The organism is Dyella acidisoli (assembly GCF_030160295.1).
Classification (GTDB): domain Bacteria; phylum Pseudomonadota; class Gammaproteobacteria; order Xanthomonadales; family Rhodanobacteraceae; genus Dyella_B; species Dyella_B acidisoli.
Map to the genome: position 1 here is coordinate 717776 of NZ_BSOB01000010.1, position 16949 is coordinate 734724.

The 16949-nt window shown below is 59.8% G+C and carries 14 protein-coding genes; 7 read left to right on the forward strand and 7 right to left on the reverse strand.

All coding sequences use genetic code 11. From position 1 onward, the window contains the following. Window positions 1-203: 203 nt before the first annotated feature. A complete protein-coding gene (locus tag QQJ86_RS08255) occupies window positions 204-992 on the reverse strand; it encodes an AMP nucleosidase (RefSeq protein WP_284320429.1) in 789 nt (262 codons plus the stop codon). Window positions 993-1744: 752 nt separating this feature from the next. On the opposite strand from QQJ86_RS08255, the gene QQJ86_RS08260 reads away from it, so the two are divergent. Next, window positions 1745-2689, forward strand: coding sequence for a DegV family protein (locus QQJ86_RS08260; protein WP_284320430.1), 945 nt, complete (start codon window positions 1745-1747; stop codon window positions 2687-2689). Between the two features lie 31 nt (window positions 2690-2720). Further along, window positions 2721-3350, forward strand: coding sequence for a DUF4124 domain-containing protein (locus QQJ86_RS08265; protein WP_284320431.1), 630 nt, complete (start codon window positions 2721-2723; stop codon window positions 3348-3350). A 109-nt stretch (window positions 3351-3459) separates the two neighbouring features. Here the strand turns inward: QQJ86_RS08265 and QQJ86_RS08270 are convergent, their stop codons facing one another. After that, window positions 3460-4242, reverse strand: a complete 783-nt coding sequence (locus tag QQJ86_RS08270; protein WP_284320432.1) for an SDR family oxidoreductase — start codon at window positions 4240-4242, stop codon at window positions 3460-3462. A 110-nt stretch (window positions 4243-4352) separates the two neighbouring features. On the opposite strand from QQJ86_RS08270, the gene QQJ86_RS08275 reads away from it, so the two are divergent. Both QQJ86_RS08275 and QQJ86_RS08280 read left to right on the forward strand, forming a co-directional pair. Next, window positions 4353-4568 carry a hypothetical protein gene (locus QQJ86_RS08275; RefSeq protein ID WP_284320433.1) on the forward strand — a complete coding sequence of 72 codons (216 nt, stop codon included), beginning with the start codon at window positions 4353-4355 and terminating at the stop codon, window positions 4566-4568. A 79-nt stretch (window positions 4569-4647) separates the two neighbouring features. After that, entirely contained in the window at window positions 4648-5472 is an 825-nt protein-coding gene (locus QQJ86_RS08280) for an ABC transporter ATP-binding protein (protein WP_284320434.1), read from the forward strand. A gap of 189 nt (window positions 5473-5661) precedes the next feature. On the opposite strand, the gene sppA is transcribed toward QQJ86_RS08280, so the two are convergent. Together sppA and QQJ86_RS08290 are read right to left on the reverse strand one after the other, a co-directional pair. Further along, window positions 5662-7545: a signal peptide peptidase SppA gene (gene sppA, locus QQJ86_RS08285; RefSeq protein WP_284320435.1), complete on the reverse strand. Its 1884-nt coding sequence runs from the start codon at window positions 7543-7545 to the stop codon at window positions 5662-5664. 56 nt (window positions 7546-7601) lie between these two features. Further along, window positions 7602-9008 (reverse strand): MATE family efflux transporter, encoded by a 1407-nt coding sequence (locus QQJ86_RS08290; protein ID WP_284320436.1) that lies wholly within the window; start codon window positions 9006-9008, stop codon window positions 7602-7604. A gap of 164 nt (window positions 9009-9172) precedes the next feature. Here QQJ86_RS08290 and QQJ86_RS08295 point away from each other — a divergent pair, with 164 nt between their 5' ends. Beyond that, window positions 9173-10330: a DUF3667 domain-containing protein gene (locus tag QQJ86_RS08295; protein WP_284320437.1), complete on the forward strand. Its 1158-nt coding sequence runs from the start codon at window positions 9173-9175 to the stop codon at window positions 10328-10330. Window positions 10331-10733: 403 nt separating this feature from the next. Then, entirely contained in the window at window positions 10734-12908 is a 2175-nt protein-coding gene (locus QQJ86_RS08300; RefSeq protein ID WP_284320438.1) for a primosomal protein N', read from the forward strand. Window positions 12909-12977: 69 nt separating this feature from the next. On the opposite strand, the gene rpoH is transcribed toward QQJ86_RS08300, so the two are convergent. The 3 genes from rpoH to maiA form a co-directional block, all read right to left on the reverse strand. Continuing rightward, window positions 12978-13835, reverse strand: coding sequence for an RNA polymerase sigma factor RpoH (gene rpoH, locus QQJ86_RS08305; RefSeq protein WP_284320439.1), 858 nt, complete (start codon window positions 13833-13835; stop codon window positions 12978-12980). Window positions 13836-14058: 223 nt separating this feature from the next. Continuing rightward, a complete protein-coding gene (ung, locus tag QQJ86_RS08310; protein ID WP_284320480.1) occupies window positions 14059-14772 on the reverse strand; it encodes a uracil-DNA glycosylase in 714 nt (237 codons plus the stop codon). A 109-nt stretch (window positions 14773-14881) separates the two neighbouring features. Further along, on the reverse strand, window positions 14882-15541 hold the full coding sequence (gene maiA, locus QQJ86_RS08315; protein ID WP_284320440.1) for a maleylacetoacetate isomerase: 660 nt from the start codon (window positions 15539-15541) through the stop codon (window positions 14882-14884). Window positions 15542-15668: 127 nt separating this feature from the next. Between maiA and QQJ86_RS08320 the strand changes: the two genes are divergently transcribed. Beyond that, window positions 15669-16847: a phosphoglycerate kinase gene (locus QQJ86_RS08320; RefSeq protein WP_284320441.1), complete on the forward strand. Its 1179-nt coding sequence runs from the start codon at window positions 15669-15671 to the stop codon at window positions 16845-16847. The last annotated feature ends 102 nt before the right edge of the window (window positions 16848-16949 follow it).

Sequence of the window (16949 nt, forward strand, 5' to 3'; positions counted from 1 at the left end):
ACTTTGTTGTCCTGAAAATACGGTTTCAAATAACACAAAGTCAACGACGAAAATTTGCGAATCGTCGTATAAAATTACGTCTGGCCTAATTTTTGTAGGTCGGCCTACACGCTTTGCAAGCGCCGCTTAACCCGAAAAGCCCCGCCATCGTCAGCCAGGCGACAGCTTTCTGGTCGTAGATGGCGTCGATTGTGATGATTCATTCACTCGCCTGGCTCATCCTCAAAGCGAAGATGCTTCACGCTGCGCCCATTCCTGCGCACAAGCTTCAGTGCCTCAATACCGATGCGGATATGGGCTTCCACGTATTGCGCAGTGATGCTGCGGTCACTTAGCTCAGTCTTTACGCCTTCCGGAATCATCGGCTGATCGGATACGAGCAGCAGTGCACCGCAAGGAATGTGATTAGCGAAACCAGCGGCAAAGATGGTGGCCGTTTCCATGTCCACGGCCATGCAGCGCGTGCGGCGCAGATAGTCCTTAAATTTTTCGTCGTGCTCCCACACGCGCCGGTTGGTGGTGTAGACGGTACCGGTCCAATAGTCATGTCCCAAATCGCGGATCATGGTGGAAACACCACGCTGCAATTGGAACGCGGGCAACGCAGGCACTTCGGGAGGGAGATAATCGTTGCTCGTACCCTCGCCGCGAATGGCAGCAATGGGCAAAACCAGATCACCAAGCTGGTTTTTCTTTTTCACTCCACCACACTTGCCCAGGAACAATGCTGCACTGGGTTGTATCGCTCCCAAAAGATCCATCACCGTAGCGGCATTTGGACTACCCATGCCGAAATTGATCATGGTGATGTCATCAGCGGTCGCGCTGGGCATGGGTCGATCGCGGCCTTGCACTTCTACGCCGTGCCACTCTGCAAAGAGGTCGACGTAGTGGCCGAAATTGGTGAGCAGGATGTGGCGACCGAATTGTTCGAGTGGCACACCGGTATAACGCGGCAGCCAATTGGTGACGATCTCTTCTTTGGTTTTCATTTTCTCGTAGCTCTTATTCGACACAGCGAACCTCGCTGTGCATGACCGGCGACGCCACGCCGGCAGAATGCCAAATCTCAGGTGCACTCAATCTTAGAGCGTACGTGAACGTTCGTGTTCGCACTTGCTCGAATAACGCGTTATCGCATCAACCACGCAATGCTCAACGTGTGTCCCTATATCTGCATAGTCTTGTGGGCTGCACGCTCAACAATTTTCATCAGGCTTTGCGTGCAATTTGGCGCGAGGTGTCATGACTGATTTGCCTGGCGTCTTAGCTTCTCTGGCAACCTTCTCCTGGTATTGCGCGATCCGCACACGGTGGAATCCACCGCAAGACCACCTTCTTTATCTGCGAGAACCCACATCAAGCCTCACTAATCTAATGAATTCTTAACAAAACGTATTATTTTTCGAAATAAACAGACCTTTTGGTCATCCCAGCGGTGATCCAGAAGGACTGATCGCAAATTGCTGCCCTACAGCAACCGCGATTTCCGGTCGAAAAGGAAAGTTCAGGCACGCACACCTTGGTCTGCCGTTCGTCTCACCTCTCCGACGGTTATCAGTCGATTGCTCAGAAGGCGGCTGCGTCTGCTTGCAGTTTCACTCGATCAAATCAACGAACGCGTTGAATAAAAACCACAGCCATCACCTTGTCCCGATCGTCCACCTTGGCGCAGTGCGGCAACACCTTATGCCATCGCATGCTATGTTCGCCGCGCACACTGAAGGTGAGGAAATCAAGAAATATGCGAATGGGCCTGGCTATCGATGCATCCTGCGATCTGCCACAGGACTTTCTGCAGCAACACGACATCGCCGTCATGCCCATCGCAGTGACGGTTGACAAGTCCACCTTCAAGGACGATCGCAATCCGGCCGAAATTGAGCGTTTTTTGAACCTCAACCTGGGCAGCCGCAGCCACTCGGCGGAAACCGAGCCGTGCTCGGTGGATGACGTGCAGAAGCTGTTCCTGGACAAGTTGGTGCTGGAGAAGGACTGCGTGTTCTGCCTCACCATCACTGCCGGACGCAGTGCGATTTACGACAACGTGATCAAGGCCAGCTTTGCGGTGTTGAAGAACTACCGCAAAGTGCGTGAGCCTGCCGGCATCACCGGCCCCTTCCTGATGCGTGTGCTGGATACGCGCAGCCTGTTTACCGGTTCCGCACCGTGCGTGGTCGAAGCAGTGCGCCTGATTCAAGCGAATGAAACACCCGCTGCGATGCGCGAACGGCTAGCGTATATCGCCGAGAATTCCTACGGCTACATGTTGCCGCGCGATCTGTATTACCTTCGCGCCCGCGCCAAGAAGAAGGGCGACCGCAGCGTAGGGCTATTCAGCGCGGTGCTAGGCTCCACGTTGGACATCAAGCCGCTGCTCCGCGGCTACCGCGGCGAGACTACGCCGGTCGGCAAGGTACGCGGCTGGGAGCATGGTTGCGAAGCACTGTTCAGTTACGCAGCCGACCGCGTGCGCGCCGGTTTGCTGGTGCCGGTGATGTGCACGGCGTATGGCGGCGACCTGAGCGAATTGCCGAAGCTGCCGGGCTACGATCAATTGGTTCAAGCCTGTCAGGAGTGCGGTGTAACCCTGATGCAAGCGCCGATGAGCATTACCGGCATGGTCAACGTGGGCGAAGGTGCGGTAACGATTGGCTTTGCCGCAGAAGAGCACAACGTGGACTTCTGATTCCCCGAACAAGCGCGCGTAGAATCGCGGTATGAACCGCTTTTGCGCACTCATCGTGTCGATGGGCTTCCTGGCTCCTCTGCTTGAGTTGCCGCTGCCCACGCCCGTTCGAGCGGAAACGCTTACCGTATACAAGTGCCGCACCGCGAACGGTCAGCTGATTTATCAGGGAACACCTTGCGCGCACGGTCAACAACAGCAAACCATGCAGCTGGACGATAGCGGGCCAGCTTCTTCGCCTTTGCCGCAAACACCCAACTCACCATCACCTCAGGCGATGGCTACACGGGCAATACCCGCACCCCTGCCAAGCACGCCACCCTCCGTGATGTATCGGTGCGCGCGCGCCACGGATCACACCACTTACCTGAGCAGCAACGGCAACCCCCAGCCCTATTACGCGCCACTGGCGATGACCGGCATAGTCCCGACGCCACTCGGGCACATCACCCCCGGCGTGAAAGCAAACGCAGCGATGATCGCCAGCAACTACGTGCTGATGCAGGACCAATGCGAGCCCCTTACGCAGCAAGACACATGCGCCACGCTACGCGATCAATACGACGACAACGAGCGCAAACTGTCGCGCGCGTTCAAGGCGGATCAACCAACCCTGCAGCAGCGTGAAAAAGAGCTACTCGCCGAATTGAGTCACTGCTGAGCAAAACCTGCGCAATGTCATGCAAGTGATTGCCGCACAAGCGTCGTGAAGCTTTATCCACAGGGTTGCCACCAGGCTTTCCCCAATCGTTGTGGAAAAGTGCGAGTACTCAGAACCCGTAGTTCAAAAACCCGCCATCGACCGCCAGCAGTTGCCCAGTGACGTAGCTCGCAGCGGGCAGACAGAGAAACGCGATGGCGGCCGCCACTTCTTCCGGTTCACCAATGCGCCGCAATGGAGTACGGTCCAGCACCTCGTCAAGGTAATCGGCATCGGCCAGCGCCGGTTCGGATCGCTGCGTGCGGATGTACCACGGCGCTACCGCGTTGACGCGAATGCCATCGATGGCCCACTCGGCGGCGAGATTGCGCGTGAGCTGATGCAGCGCCGCCTTGGCCATGCCGTAAGGCGAACCCGTGCGCACATGGGTGACACCGGAGACCGAGCCCACGTTCACGATCGCCGCATTGGCGTGCTGGGTCAGATGCGGATGCGCGAGCCGGCACATCTCGTAGGCGGAAAACAGGTTCTGCTCGAAAATTGCGCGGTATTCGGTTTCGTCATAATCGAGCGTAGCCTTTGGCGCATTGCCACCCGCATTATTGATAAGAATGGAGAGCGGTGTGCCCAGATCAGCCACCCAATCGAACACCGCCAGACGATCCTCCGCCTGGCTTACGTCGGCGGCCAAAGCCAGCACCTCGATGCCGGGATAGTCGTCCGTCAATTCCACGCGAACCTGTTCCAGGTAGTCGTCATCACGCGCCACCAGCAACAAATCCGCGCCCAATCCGGCAAGCTCGCGCGCGGTCGCATAGCCGATGCCCTTGCTGGCACCGGTAATCAGCGCGGTATGTTCCTGCAATTGCCAAGCATCAATGCGGCTGTTCATGGGCGGAGCTTAGAACCTCTGTTCGGTTTCTGCATAGCTCGTCTGCCGAGGCGACTTGTTCTCAGCGGCAGGTGGCGGGACACTTGCCCCATGCTGATCGAGGTCGCGCCATGAGAACCACCGCCACATTGCTCTGCCTGCTGGCCTTGAGTGCTTGCAGCAACAAACCACCCGCACCGCAATCCGACCCCAAGGCCGCTGCCGCGCAGCCCAGCGCGCCGTGGGACGCCATGAAGCAAGACGAGCAGCGTGCGAAGGATGTGCAGAAGCTGGTCGACAAGCATGCCGCCGAGCAGGACAAGCAGATCGAACAACAGGGGCAATGAAATGAATTCACGTGTGGACGTTTAGGCGTCCGTACGTCCATGCCTTGCCATCGTCCTGTGTTGCAGGCAAGGTTCGGGCATGAGTCCCGACGCCACACACCCCGAAACCGTTCCCCTGCTCGACATCCACGAAGCCAGCGTGCAACGCGGCGAGCGCCTGATCATGGACAGGCTCAGCTTGCGTCTTGCCGCCGGCCAGCACACGGCTATCCTCGGCGCCAACGGATCGGGCAAATCCACGTTGATCCGTTTGATCGCGCGCCAACTCTATCCACTAGCACGCGAGGATGGCCCGCCGGCTATCCGGATCTTCGGGCGCGATCGCTGGAACGTCACCGAGCTGCGCAGCCTGATCGGCATTGTCTCGCCCGCTGTGCAAGGCGACTACACGAATGAAGAGTCGCCACTGGAAGTATTCGACGCCGTGGTCTCCGGTTTTTTTGCTGCACGCGGCTTATGGGTCGAGCACGAAGTAACCGAGTCCATGCGCCAGCGTGCATCGGAAGCGTTGGATCAAGTGCAAGCGTCACAGCTCATTGGCCGTGACATGGCCAGTCTTTCCACCGGCGAGGCACGGCGTGTACTGATCGCACGTGCACTCGTGCATCGACCGCGTGCGCTGCTGCTGGACGAACCATGCGCCGGCCTCGATCCAGCCAGCCGCCGCCGCTTTCTGGAAAGCCTGCGTCAGTTGGCACAGCACGGCGTAACGCTGTTGCTGGTAACCCACCACGTGGAAGAAATTCTCCCCGAAATCGATCACGTGGTTGTGCTGCGCAACGGGCAGTTGCTGCGGCGGGGCAGCAAGGCAAACGTGCTGACCGATGAAGTGCTGACTGCCGCGTTCGATATGCCGATGCGGGTGGAGCAGCGGGATGGGTATTTTCACGCAAGAGTCGGCTGAACCACGGTCGACGTACCAGGCGAAAGCAGCACTCATGAAAGATCTAGGCGCACCAGGCGTGTGCGCGGACTATGCGCCGAATGACTACGCGGTGCTCTTGACCGATCCGGATGGGAACCATATCGAAGCGGTGCGCTTGGTTTGACGAACTCACTTCCTCTCCCCGAAGGGAGAGGAAGCAAAACGAACTCAGCGTGGCGAGCAGAAGCAATACGCGTACACGTTCGGATGTCCCGCCTGCGCCGTGCGCAGCATCTCGAGTTCCGGCGCCGCTGTCTGCAATTGCGCAAACCAGCCGGGCAATTTCAGGCCATAGCCTTGCAGCGATGAGGCCGTGGCCGACTCGTTGAGGTTCACCACAAAGCGCTCGAACACCCCCATCGGCTGTTCTTGGTAGCGCACCGCATAATCCTTACCCAGCTTCGCGAGGTCCGCTGCTTTTTGAATGGCTGCATCAAGCCCACCGAGTTGGTCGATCAAGCCGCGCTGCTGTGCCTGGCTGCCAGTCCACACACGGCCCTGTGCTATGGCGTTGATCGCGGAGTAATCCTTGCCCCGCGCCTGCGCTACACCGCCGACGAAGTCGCGGTAACCCTTATCGATAATCGACTGGATCACCACGCCCACTTTCGGATCGAGCGGCCGGGTGATGTTGAAAGCGCCAGCCAACGGTGCAGTACCCACGCCATCGCTGTTGATGCCGAGCTTGCTCAGCGCGCCCGGCACGGTGAAGAACATGCCGAAGATGCCGATCGAGCCAGTGATGGTGTTGGGCTCGGCGTAGATCTGGTCAGCATTCATCGAGATCCAATAACCGCCGCTGGCCGCCACGTCGCCCATCGAGACCACAACCGGGATACCGGCCTTGCGCGTCAGCGCTACCTCGCGGCGAATTTCCTCCGCCGCATACACTTCGCCGCCAGGCGAATTCACGCGCAACACCAGCGCCTTGGTGCGCTTGTTTTCGCGCGCGCTGCGGATCAATGCGGCGGTCGATTCGCCGCCAATCGAACCTGCCGTCTGCTGGCCTCCGGAAATCTCACCTTCCGCCACCACCACGGTCACCGCGGAAGCCCCTGCCGTATCGCGATCAGGCACGACAGCCGTGTAGCGATCCAGACCTACGCTGCGAATGCCATGCCCATCTTTGCCGGCCGGCACGCCCTGCGAACGCAGGGTGTCGATCAGCTCCGCTCGCGTGGCAAGACCGTCGATCAGATGTTCGTCGAGCGCCAACTTGGCGAGATCGCCCTGCGCGGCCGCCAGGCGATCGGGCAAGCTGTCGATGTCCGCGTGCACCGTGGCAGGGTCGAGTTTGCGCAACTTGGCGATGTCGCCGATGTAGCCGTCCCACAGGCCGCCCATCCAATAAGCGTCGGCCTCCTTGGATTCGGGCGACGCATGATCGAGCACGAACGGCTCGGCCGCACTCTTGAACTGCCCGACGCGGAACAAGTAGACGCTCACACCCAGTTTGTCGAGCAGACCCTTATAGAACAGGCGGTAGTTCGACAAACCTGTGATGAGCAGGCTGCCTTGCGGATCAAGCAGCACGCGATCGGCGTGGGCCGCCAGGTAATACTGGTACTGATCCAGATCCGAGCCCCACGCAATCACTGGCTTGCCCGCAGCACGGAAGCGATCCAGCGCCGCGCCCACTTCGGTCAACGCCGCAAAACCGCCGCTGTGCACGCGGCCCGGATCGAGCACGATGCGCGTGATGCGCGAATCCTTGGCCGCCGCGTCAATGGCACCCACCAGATCGCGCACCTGCACTTCTTTCGATTCATCACCTGAAAGCTTAGATGTCAGACGCTGGAACGGACTGATGCTGTATTGGTCTACCAGCCGCCCTTCCGGACGCAACACCAGCACGCTGCTGTCCTGAATGTCGTTGACGTGCTTTGCCGCACCAACGGCCAAGATCACCAACAGGAACAACCCAAGGAACGTGAAGAACAGCACGTTGATGACGATCAACCGCACGATGTTGAGGCCGCGCCCGAAAACGCGCAGGAAAGCCCAGAATCCGTTCGGTTGCCGCGGCCGGCCGATGGGCGGTGGTGTGCTCATAAACGCTCAAGGTCCTCTAGGTTGATTCGGCAGCGTAACCGCTCGTGCGGTACTGGTCATGGAGTGATGGTGGCATCCGCTGCGCCCGGCGCGATAGGGCCAAACGTCCCGGCTTGATGCCGGTAAGAGCTCCGCCAGAACCGGACGAACAGCAACAAGGCTGCCATGCTCAGGCCCGCGATCAGACCCATCCAGATACCCCGCGCGCCAAGACCCAGATGGAACGCTAGCCACCAGCCAACGGGCATGCCGACCATCCAATAAGCGAACAGCGTGATCGCCATCGGCACGCGTGTGTCCTTCAGGCCGCGCAGCGCGCCATTGGAAGCCACCTGGATACCGTCCGAAAACTGGAACAGGCCCGCCAGCAACAGCAATTGAGCCGCCAGCGCGATTACGGTTTGATCATGCGTATAGAGCGAAGCAATCAGATGCGGAAAGCCCAACATCAGGCCCGCCGAGATCGTTTGCGTGACCAGCGTGAGGCCGATGCCGCAAAAACCAGCATAGCGAACACCGGACGGATCACCACGCCCTACTGCATTACCCACACGCACGGTAATGGCCATCGCCAACCCTAGCGGCACCATGAAGAACAACGCCGCTACGTTCAGCGCCACCTGGTGGCTAGCCACCATATCCTCGCCCATGGTGCCGATCAGCAGCGCCGCCGCCACAAACAGGCCGCCTTCCGCCAGCAGTGTGATCGCCATCGGCAAGCCGATGTGCACCAGCTGGCCAATGCGTTTCAGATCCGGCCACACGAAATGATCGAACAACCCCAAACCTTGGTAGTTGCGATGGACAAGCACGTAGATGCCGAACGCCAGCATCTCGATCCACAGCACCGTCGCAGTGGCGATGCCACAACCGCGCGCACCCAACGGCGGCAACCCCAGCTTGCCGAACATGAAGATATAGCCGAGCGGTAACAGCAGCGCCAAGCCACCAAAGCTGAAATACATGGAGGGCCGGGTCAGCGACAACCCTTCGGACAAGCCGCGTAGCGCGAAATAGCAGGTCAACGCCGGTGCGCCCCAGCTGATCGCGCGCAGGAATGCTCCCACGTCCTGATACAAGCCCGGTGAGACGCCGATCAGCTTGATCAGCGGTTCCGCATGCCGTACGAAGAACCACAGCAGCACACCCATCGCCAATGCCATCCAGATCGCTTGATGAAACACCTCGCCTGCTTCGTGCCGGCGACCGGCGCCATCGAGCTGCGAGACCGACGGCGGCACCGACATCATCATCCCGATGCCGCTGACGATCGCCAGCGACCAAATACTGGCCCCCACCGCAACCGCTCCCAGCACATGCGCGCCGACATGGCCGGCCAGCACGGCATCAATCACATTGCTGCCGATCGCGGCGAGCTGGGCGAGGATCAACGGCAAGGCAAGGCGCACCGTGGCGCCGATCTCCCGTGCAACCCGGGCTCGGTCGAGATGGATGGGTTTCATGGATGGGTACTCCAGGGCTGGCCATTCTACCGTGCAGGGAACGGAGCGCGGAAACGAAACCCATGTCTCACGCCGGCTCCATCTCCACCGAGCACAAGACGTTCCCTGTTTCCAGTTCTCGGCTCTCCTGCCAAGATTCATCGCTGCACCCGGGGGACACGAGCATGAAGGAACTGACAACCTACGAAGGCGCTCTCTGCGCCAATTGCCAAGCCGAGCTCCAAGGTGAGTATTGCCACCATTGCGGCCAGTCGGTGCATAGCGTGGTGCGGCCAGTGCACGGACTGTTCGAAGAATTCTTCGAGACGTTCCTGCACATCGACGGGCGCATCCTGCACACCATCCCGGCACTATTCCTCAAGCCCGGCTTCCTCACGCTGGAATACTTCAGCGGACGGCGAGTGCGCTACATCGCGCCGTTTCGGCTGATGTTCGTACTTTGCCTACTGTCATTCTTCGTGCTGCACCTGGCTACGGACGTGATTGCCCATCGCGTGCAGCAGCGGCATCAAAATGTGGTGCAGGTCGATCTGGACGACGACAACTTCTCGCATGCACAAACTGCACAGGAGGTTCAACATCAACTCGACCGAAAACTGGAGACGTTGGAAGCCACCCGCGCTATCGGCAATGCCTCTATCGTGACCCAGGTGGATCAGGCCGAAAAGAAGTTGCGCGAAAAAGCCAACGCGCGGCTGACCGAACTCGGGGCACCAGCAAGCGCATCATCCGCCAAAGCACCGCCTGCCCCGAGTGAAGCCGAAGCCGAGCGACCGATCGAGCCATTGCACCTGAAGGGGTTACCGGATTTCGCCAATGACCGGTTCAACGAGTTTCGCAAGCATCTGATACAGAACATCGAGACTTTAAACAATGGCGACGCCGCGCATCGGCAGGAGGCCTTGGACCATATCACCACCGGCATGTTCGGGGCGCTTCCCGGCACCATGCTGGTGCTGGTACCGGTATTCGCCCTGCTGCTGAAGCTGTTCTACCTCTTCAAGCGCCGGCTCTATATGGAGCATTTGATCGTCTCCCTGCACAGCCATGCCTTCCTGTTCGTGAGTCTGCTGCTGATCGTCGTCGTCGGCATGCTTTCCACTTGGCTAAAGCCGTACGCGGCCTGGGCAGGCTACGGAATCGGCGCGCTGCAAGCGCCGCTCATCCTGTGGGTGCCGGCCTACCTGCTGATCATGCAAAAGCGGGTTTACCGCCAGGGTTGGGCCATAACCAGCGTGAAATACTGGTTCATTGGGTGGTTCTATTTTTTGCTGCTGATCCTGGCGCTAGTCATTGCCGCTGTCCTCGGCCTGGCCCATTGATTGTCATTTTTGGAAGGCCGAAAGCTCGGTTTTGCACAGCGTCAAGGTATTGACATACAAGCCTGTCAAGCCTGTGAAGGTCGCTAGGACAATCACGAGGCGCCGTTTCAATGCATTGATATATATGGAGATTTTTAGCTGGTCAAAAGTTGAACAGCCTGTCACAACGGCCGTTCTAATGCGCGAAACGGGCTCCTCTCAACGGCACATCCACAGACTTATCCACAGCTCTTGTGGATAAGGGGAAAACCCAGTGTTGATGAGCCACTTAGCCGTTTTTCCTAGATGACAGGGCAGCAATGGCTGGCAACCATCCATCGTGACTTTCCTCACCGACGCTTCGTGAGTGCGTACCCCGCCATGCGCGATACACTCCCGCCTATGCCGGCCGCCTTCTGACGCCATGCCTCTTGTTCTTCGCATCGCCCTGCCGGTTCCCCTGCCCACCCTGTTCGATTACTTGCCATCCGCTTCGGGTGCAGCCAGTGTCGGGAGTCGGGTACTCGTGCCCTTCGGGCGCAACAAGGCGGTGGGCGTAGTCGTGGAAGCTGATGTGCCGGCGCACGTTGGCAACAAACAACTGAAGCGGGTGTTGCGGGTGCTGGATGACGAGCCGTTGCTCGACGCCGAACTGATGCAGACCTTGGGATGGGCTGCTGATTACTGGCTGGGTGCGCCAGGCGAAGCCTACGCCAACGCCTTACCGCTCCTACTGCGCGAAGACAAAGCGCTGCCCGAAACCCAGGAACCGATCTGGCAGTTGACGATCGCCGGACGCAGTGCGCTGGATGCCGGCAGCCGGCGCGGTGGCAGTCGGGCTTTGTTGCAAGTCTTGCTTGCCGGCCCGATGTCCACGACAGAATTGGACATCGCCCTGTCCGACTGGCGCCCTGCCGTACGTCGCTTGGCCGAAGCTGGCCTGATCGAACGCGCGGAACCCGCACCTTCGGCAAATTTTTCCCCTGCCGCCGCCACGCTTGCGTTGCATTCGGAACAGGAAGCCGCCATTGCTGCCGTCACCGAAGCGTTCAGCCGCTTTCAAGCATTTCTGCTTGATGGCGTCACCGGCAGCGGCAAGACGGAGGTCTACCTATCCCTCATCGAACGCACGCTCGCGCAAGGCAAACAGGCGCTTCTGCTGGTGCCGGAGATCGGCCTTGCGCCGCAAACCGTCCGCAGGCTGCGTGATCGCCTGGGCGTGCCCGTAGAAGTGTTGCACTCCAACCTGGCCGAAGGCGAGCGCGCTCGTGCATGGCTGCGCATGCGTTCGGGCGAGTCCAAGGTGGTGCTCGGCACGCGCTCGGCGGCATTCACACCGCTGCCGCATGCCGGCTTGATCATCGTCGACGAAGAACACGACAACGCGTACAAGCAGCAGGAAGGCTTCCGCTATCACGCGCGCGATTTGGCATTGGTGCGCGGACGTGCGCTGCAGGTGCCCGTGTTACTGGGCTCCGCTACGCCATCGCTGGAAAGCCTGGCGAACGTCGAGGCCGGCCGGTATCGCGCGCTACATTTGCGCTCGCGTCCGGCCGCCACGCAACCGCCGCAGGTGCAGATTATCGACATGCGCGCGCAACGCCTGGAGCACGGTCTGTCACCCGCGCTGCTGCATGCAGTCGGCGATACTGTCGCGCGCGGCGAGCAAGTGCTGGTGTTTCGCAACCGTCGCGGCTATGCGCCCGTGCTGTTATGCCACAGCTGCGGGTGGCATGCGGAATGTCCACGCTGCGAGCATCCGCTTACCTTCCATGCCGCATGGCGGAAGCTGGTGTGTCATCACTGTGATCTGCAGGCACCGGTGCCATCAACCTGCCCTACCTGCGGCAGCCAGGAACTGAAACCGCAAGGTCAGGGCACCGAGCGATTGGAAGAAGCGCTTACCGCACACTTTCCACAAGTGCCCGTGCTGCGCATCGATCGCGAAACTACGCGCCGTCGCGATGCGTTCGAACAATTGCTGGGCAATCTGGCGGACGATGCTCCGACGATTCTGGTCGGTACGCAGATGCTCGCGAAAGGGCACGATCTGCCGAATCTCACGCTGGTTGCCATTGTCGGCGTGGACGAAGGTTTGCTCAGTGTCGACTTTCGCGCCGGCGAGCGTCTCGCACAGTTGGTGGTGCAAGTAGCCGGACGCGCAGGACGCGCGCGCAAGCCCGGTCGTGTGCTGCTGCAGACGCATCATCCCGACCACCCGCTGCTGCGAACGCTGCTCGCACAAGGGTACGCCACCGCAGCGAAAGAACTGCTGGTCGAACGCAAGCAGACAGGATTGCCGCCTTACGGTCACCAAGTGCTTTTGCGTTGCGAAGCGCATCAACGTGCGGCCGTCGATGCGTTTCTTTCCGAAGCCTGTGCGGCTTTGCCCGATACGAATACGCTACAGATCGCCGGGCCGATGCCTGCACCGATGCCGCTACGTGCAGGGCGCCAGCGTGGACAATTGTTGATTGAGGCTTCCAACCGACGCGATCTGCATGCGGTGGTGCGACCATGGTCGGCCCATCTGGCGCAATTGCCGAGCGCACGCAAGGTGCGCTGGTCTTTGGATGTGGATCCGATCGACCTATATTGATAGCGAAGCGCTTAAACAAAAACGGCCTCCGCTAAGGAGGCCGTTTTGTACAAACGTGTCAGTGTCGCTTCAAGCGGCGAACAATGTACGCATCTTCTTCATGGCATTGGCTTCGACCTGACGAATGCGTTCAGCAGAAACGCCGTACTCATCGGCAAGATCCTGCAACGTGGCCTTTTCTTCATTGAGCCAACGGCGCTGGATGATGTCGCGCGAGCGTTCGTCCAGTTTTTCCAACGCGCTGGAAAGCGTTTCCAATTGGTTGTCGGTCTGGTCGGCGTCGGCCACGTTCTCGTACGGATCGGCGCCCTCATCGACCAGGAACGCTTCCGGGGCCGGCTTGGCATCTTCCTCAGCATCCGCCGGGGCTTCGAAACCGATGTCGCGGCCGGATAGACGCGATTCCATCTCGCGCACAGTAGCTTCCGGTACGCCCAGATCCTTCGCGACCATGCGCACTTCCTCGGCGTTCATCCAGCCAAGGCGCTTTTTGCTCTTACGCAGGTTGAAGAACAGCTTGCGCTGCGCTTTGGTGGTCGCCACCTTCACGATGCGCCAGTTGCGCAGGATGAATTCGTGCATTTCCGCGCGAATCCAGTGCACGGCGAAGCTCACTAGGCGCACGCCCTGATCAGGGTCGAAACGCTTGACCGCCTTCATCAGGCCGATATTGCCTTCCTGAATGAGGTCGGAGAGCTGCAGTCCGTAGCCGTTGTAGCCGCGCGCGACGTGAACCACGAAACGCAGATGCGACATCACCAGCTTACGGGCGGAGGCGAGGTCACTATCCTCCTGGTACCGGCGGGATAGTTCTTGCTCTTCTTCCTGACTGAGCACCGGGATACGGTGCACCGCCGAGATATAGGCATCCAGGCTGCCAACGACGCTGGGAACCGGCAGATTGGCCGTCACCAAGGCTTGGGACATTTGGAACCTCCTAAAGATGGGGTGGAGCTTAGCACTCTGGTACTTGGAGTGCTAAAGGCATCGGCGAGTTCCGGCGCCTTTTATGTACCGAATAGTACATGAATACCCGGAGCTTGTCCATGCGGGGTGGATGCCGAGGAGGAAGCTTTCAAGCATGACTTTCGGGGAGTGAAAGCAAGGTCTCGAATTCACTGGCGCCCCGTAGATGCAGGCCCTTCTACCCTTAGATCCCGCTTTCCAGCTCGGCACGGGAAGGCAGGGACCAGTCGATGGGCGCCTGCCCGTTTGCCTGGAGGTACCGATTGGCGGCGGAAAAGTGCCCACACCCCAGGAATCCCCGATGCGCCGACAGCGGCGAGGGGTGCACCGACTTGAGCACGGCATGGCGACGGGTATCGATGAGCTGGCCTTTGCGCTGGGCATAGGAGCCCCACAGCATGAAGACGATGCCCTCGCGTTCACGGTTGAGTGCATCGATAGCGGCGTCGGTAAAACCTTCCCAGCCCTTGCCCTGGTGCGAAGCGGCCAGCCCACGTTCTACGGTGAGTACAGCGTTGAGCAGCAACACACCGCGATCCGCCCATGGAGTCAGGCAGCCATGATCGGGCGGCGGAATGTCTAGATCGCGGTCAATCTCTTTGAAGATGTTCACCAGCGAGGGCGGTGCTGGCACACCCGGACGCACCGAGAAGCACAAGCCGTGCGCCTGCCCCGGGCCGTGGTAGGGGTCTTGGCCCAAGATCACCACCCGCACCGCATCGAACGGTGTGTGCTGGAACGCATTGAAGATTTCCGGTCCCGGCGGATAGATCACCTTGCCCGCGCGTTTCTCCGTGCGCAAAAACTCGGACAGCGCCCGCATCTCCGGGCGTTGCAAGTAATCGCCGATACGACTTTTCCAGGACGGCTCGAGCTTGATCCGCTCTTCGTCACTCATCGGGACAGCGTGCTGTTCGGTAGTCATCCACGAATCATAACGAGTGAGCCGGATCAGCGTGTGCGACCCGGCATGCACACATGATCATGCATAGGTGTCGTCTTGCTTTTTACTTAGGCGCGTCAGGCTGCTGCTCCGGCATGGCCTGATGAAATGCATCCAGCTCCGCACACGCGGCATCGATGCGCAGGATCGTCGGATATTCGTCCAGCGACATCTTCCAACGGCGCGCGTTATAGACCTGCGGCACCAGGCATAGATCGGCCATGCTCGGTGTATCGCCATGACAATAACGGCCCGTGTCCTTGCTGTTCGCCAGCATGGTTTCCAGCGCCTGGAAACCGGCCGCAATCCAATGCCGCATCCACACGCCTTTCTGTTCGTCGTCAGCACCAAATTGCATGCCAATGCGTTGCAGTACGCGCAGATTGCCAAGGGGATGAATGTCGCAGGCAACCACTTGCGTCAACGCACGCACACGTGCCCGGCTCGCCGCATCGGCCGGCAGCAGGGCAGGCGTTGGATGGGTTTCATCGAGGTATTCCACGATGGTCATCGACTGGGTGATGACCTTGTCCCCATCGACCAGGGCCGGTATCAGCTCCTGCGGATTGAGCGCGACGTAGTCCGGAGCGTGCTGCTCGCCACCGTTCTGGAGCAGGTGCACTGCCCGCGTTTCGTAACGCAAACCCTTTAGATTCAGCGCAATGCGTACGCGGAAGGCAGCACTGGAACGCCAGTAGCTGTAAAGCACGAGGCTGGAAGACATGAGCCGGTCCATGGAAGAAAGGCCCAAGTTTAATGCTCATCGCCGTTTGCATCGCTGCAGAGCCGGCGGGAAAATACGCGGTTCCGGCCTCAGTGCCCACTTTGTCAAAGCTGCCAGGAGTTTTCCCGTGACCATCACCCGCATGAGCGACCTCGACCTGCGCGGCAAACGCGTGCTGATCCGCGAAGACTTGAACGTGCCGATCGAGAACGGCCGCATCACGTCCACCCAGCGCCTGGATGCTTCGCTGCCCACCATCAAGGCGGCGCGCGATGCTGGTGCCAAGGTGATGGTGATATCGCACTTGGGTCGCCCGAAGGAAGGTCAGTTCGATGCCGAATCCTCACTCGCGCCGGTGGCAACGTGGTTGGGTGAACAACTCGGCAAGCCGGTGCGCCTGATTGCCGATTATCTCAATGGCGTGGACGTGGCCGATGGCGAAGTGGTGGTGCTGGAAAACTGCCGCATGAATGTGGGCGAAGGCAAAGATGACGAGGTACTCTCCAAGAAGTACGCCGCACTGTGCGACGTATTCGTGATGGATGCTTTCGGCACCGCGCATCGCGCGCAGGCGTCCACGCATGGCGTGATCAAGTTCGCGCCAACTGCCGCCGCAGGCCCTCTGCTCTGCGCGGAACTCGATGCACTCGGTAAGGCGCTGGAACATCCTGCGCATCCGCTGCTTGCCATCGTGGCCGGCTCCAAGGTATCCACCAAGCTCACGCTGCTGGAAAATCTGATCGGCAAGGTCGATCAGCTCATCGTCGGCGGCGGCATCGCCAACACGTTCATCGCTGCTGCGGGCCATTCCGTTGGCAACTCGCTGTACGAACCCGATCTGATTCCCGCCGCCAAGAAAGTGCTGGCCGACGCCAAGCGCCGCGGCGCCGAAGTACCGATGCCGGTGGACGTCGTAGTGGCCCCGGAATTTTCCGCGCACGCGCCCGCCACGGTGAAAGCCGTGGATCAGGTGAAGGACGGCGAGATGATCCTCGACATCGGCCCGGAGACCGCCAAGCTGTATGCCGAACTGATCGCCAAGGCTGGCACGGTCGTGTGGAACGGTCCGGTGGGCGTGTTCGAATTCGATGCATTCGGCAAGGGCACGGAAGTGTTGGCGCACGCGGTCGCCAATTCCAAGGCGTTTTCCATTGCCGGCGGCGGTGACACGTTGGCGGCGGTAGAAAAGTATGGGATTGAGGACAAGGTTTCTTACATTTCCACCGGCGGTGGCGCGTTCCTGGAATTCCTGGAAGGCAAGGAACTGCCGGCGGTGGCTGCCCTCAAGGCGCGGACAGCGAAGTAAACACGTAACCTCACACGGCCGTCATTCCTGCGAAAGCGAGAATCTATTTTGCTCTTAAGTGAGCGCTGAAAATGGATTCCCACCTTCGCAGGAATGACGGCC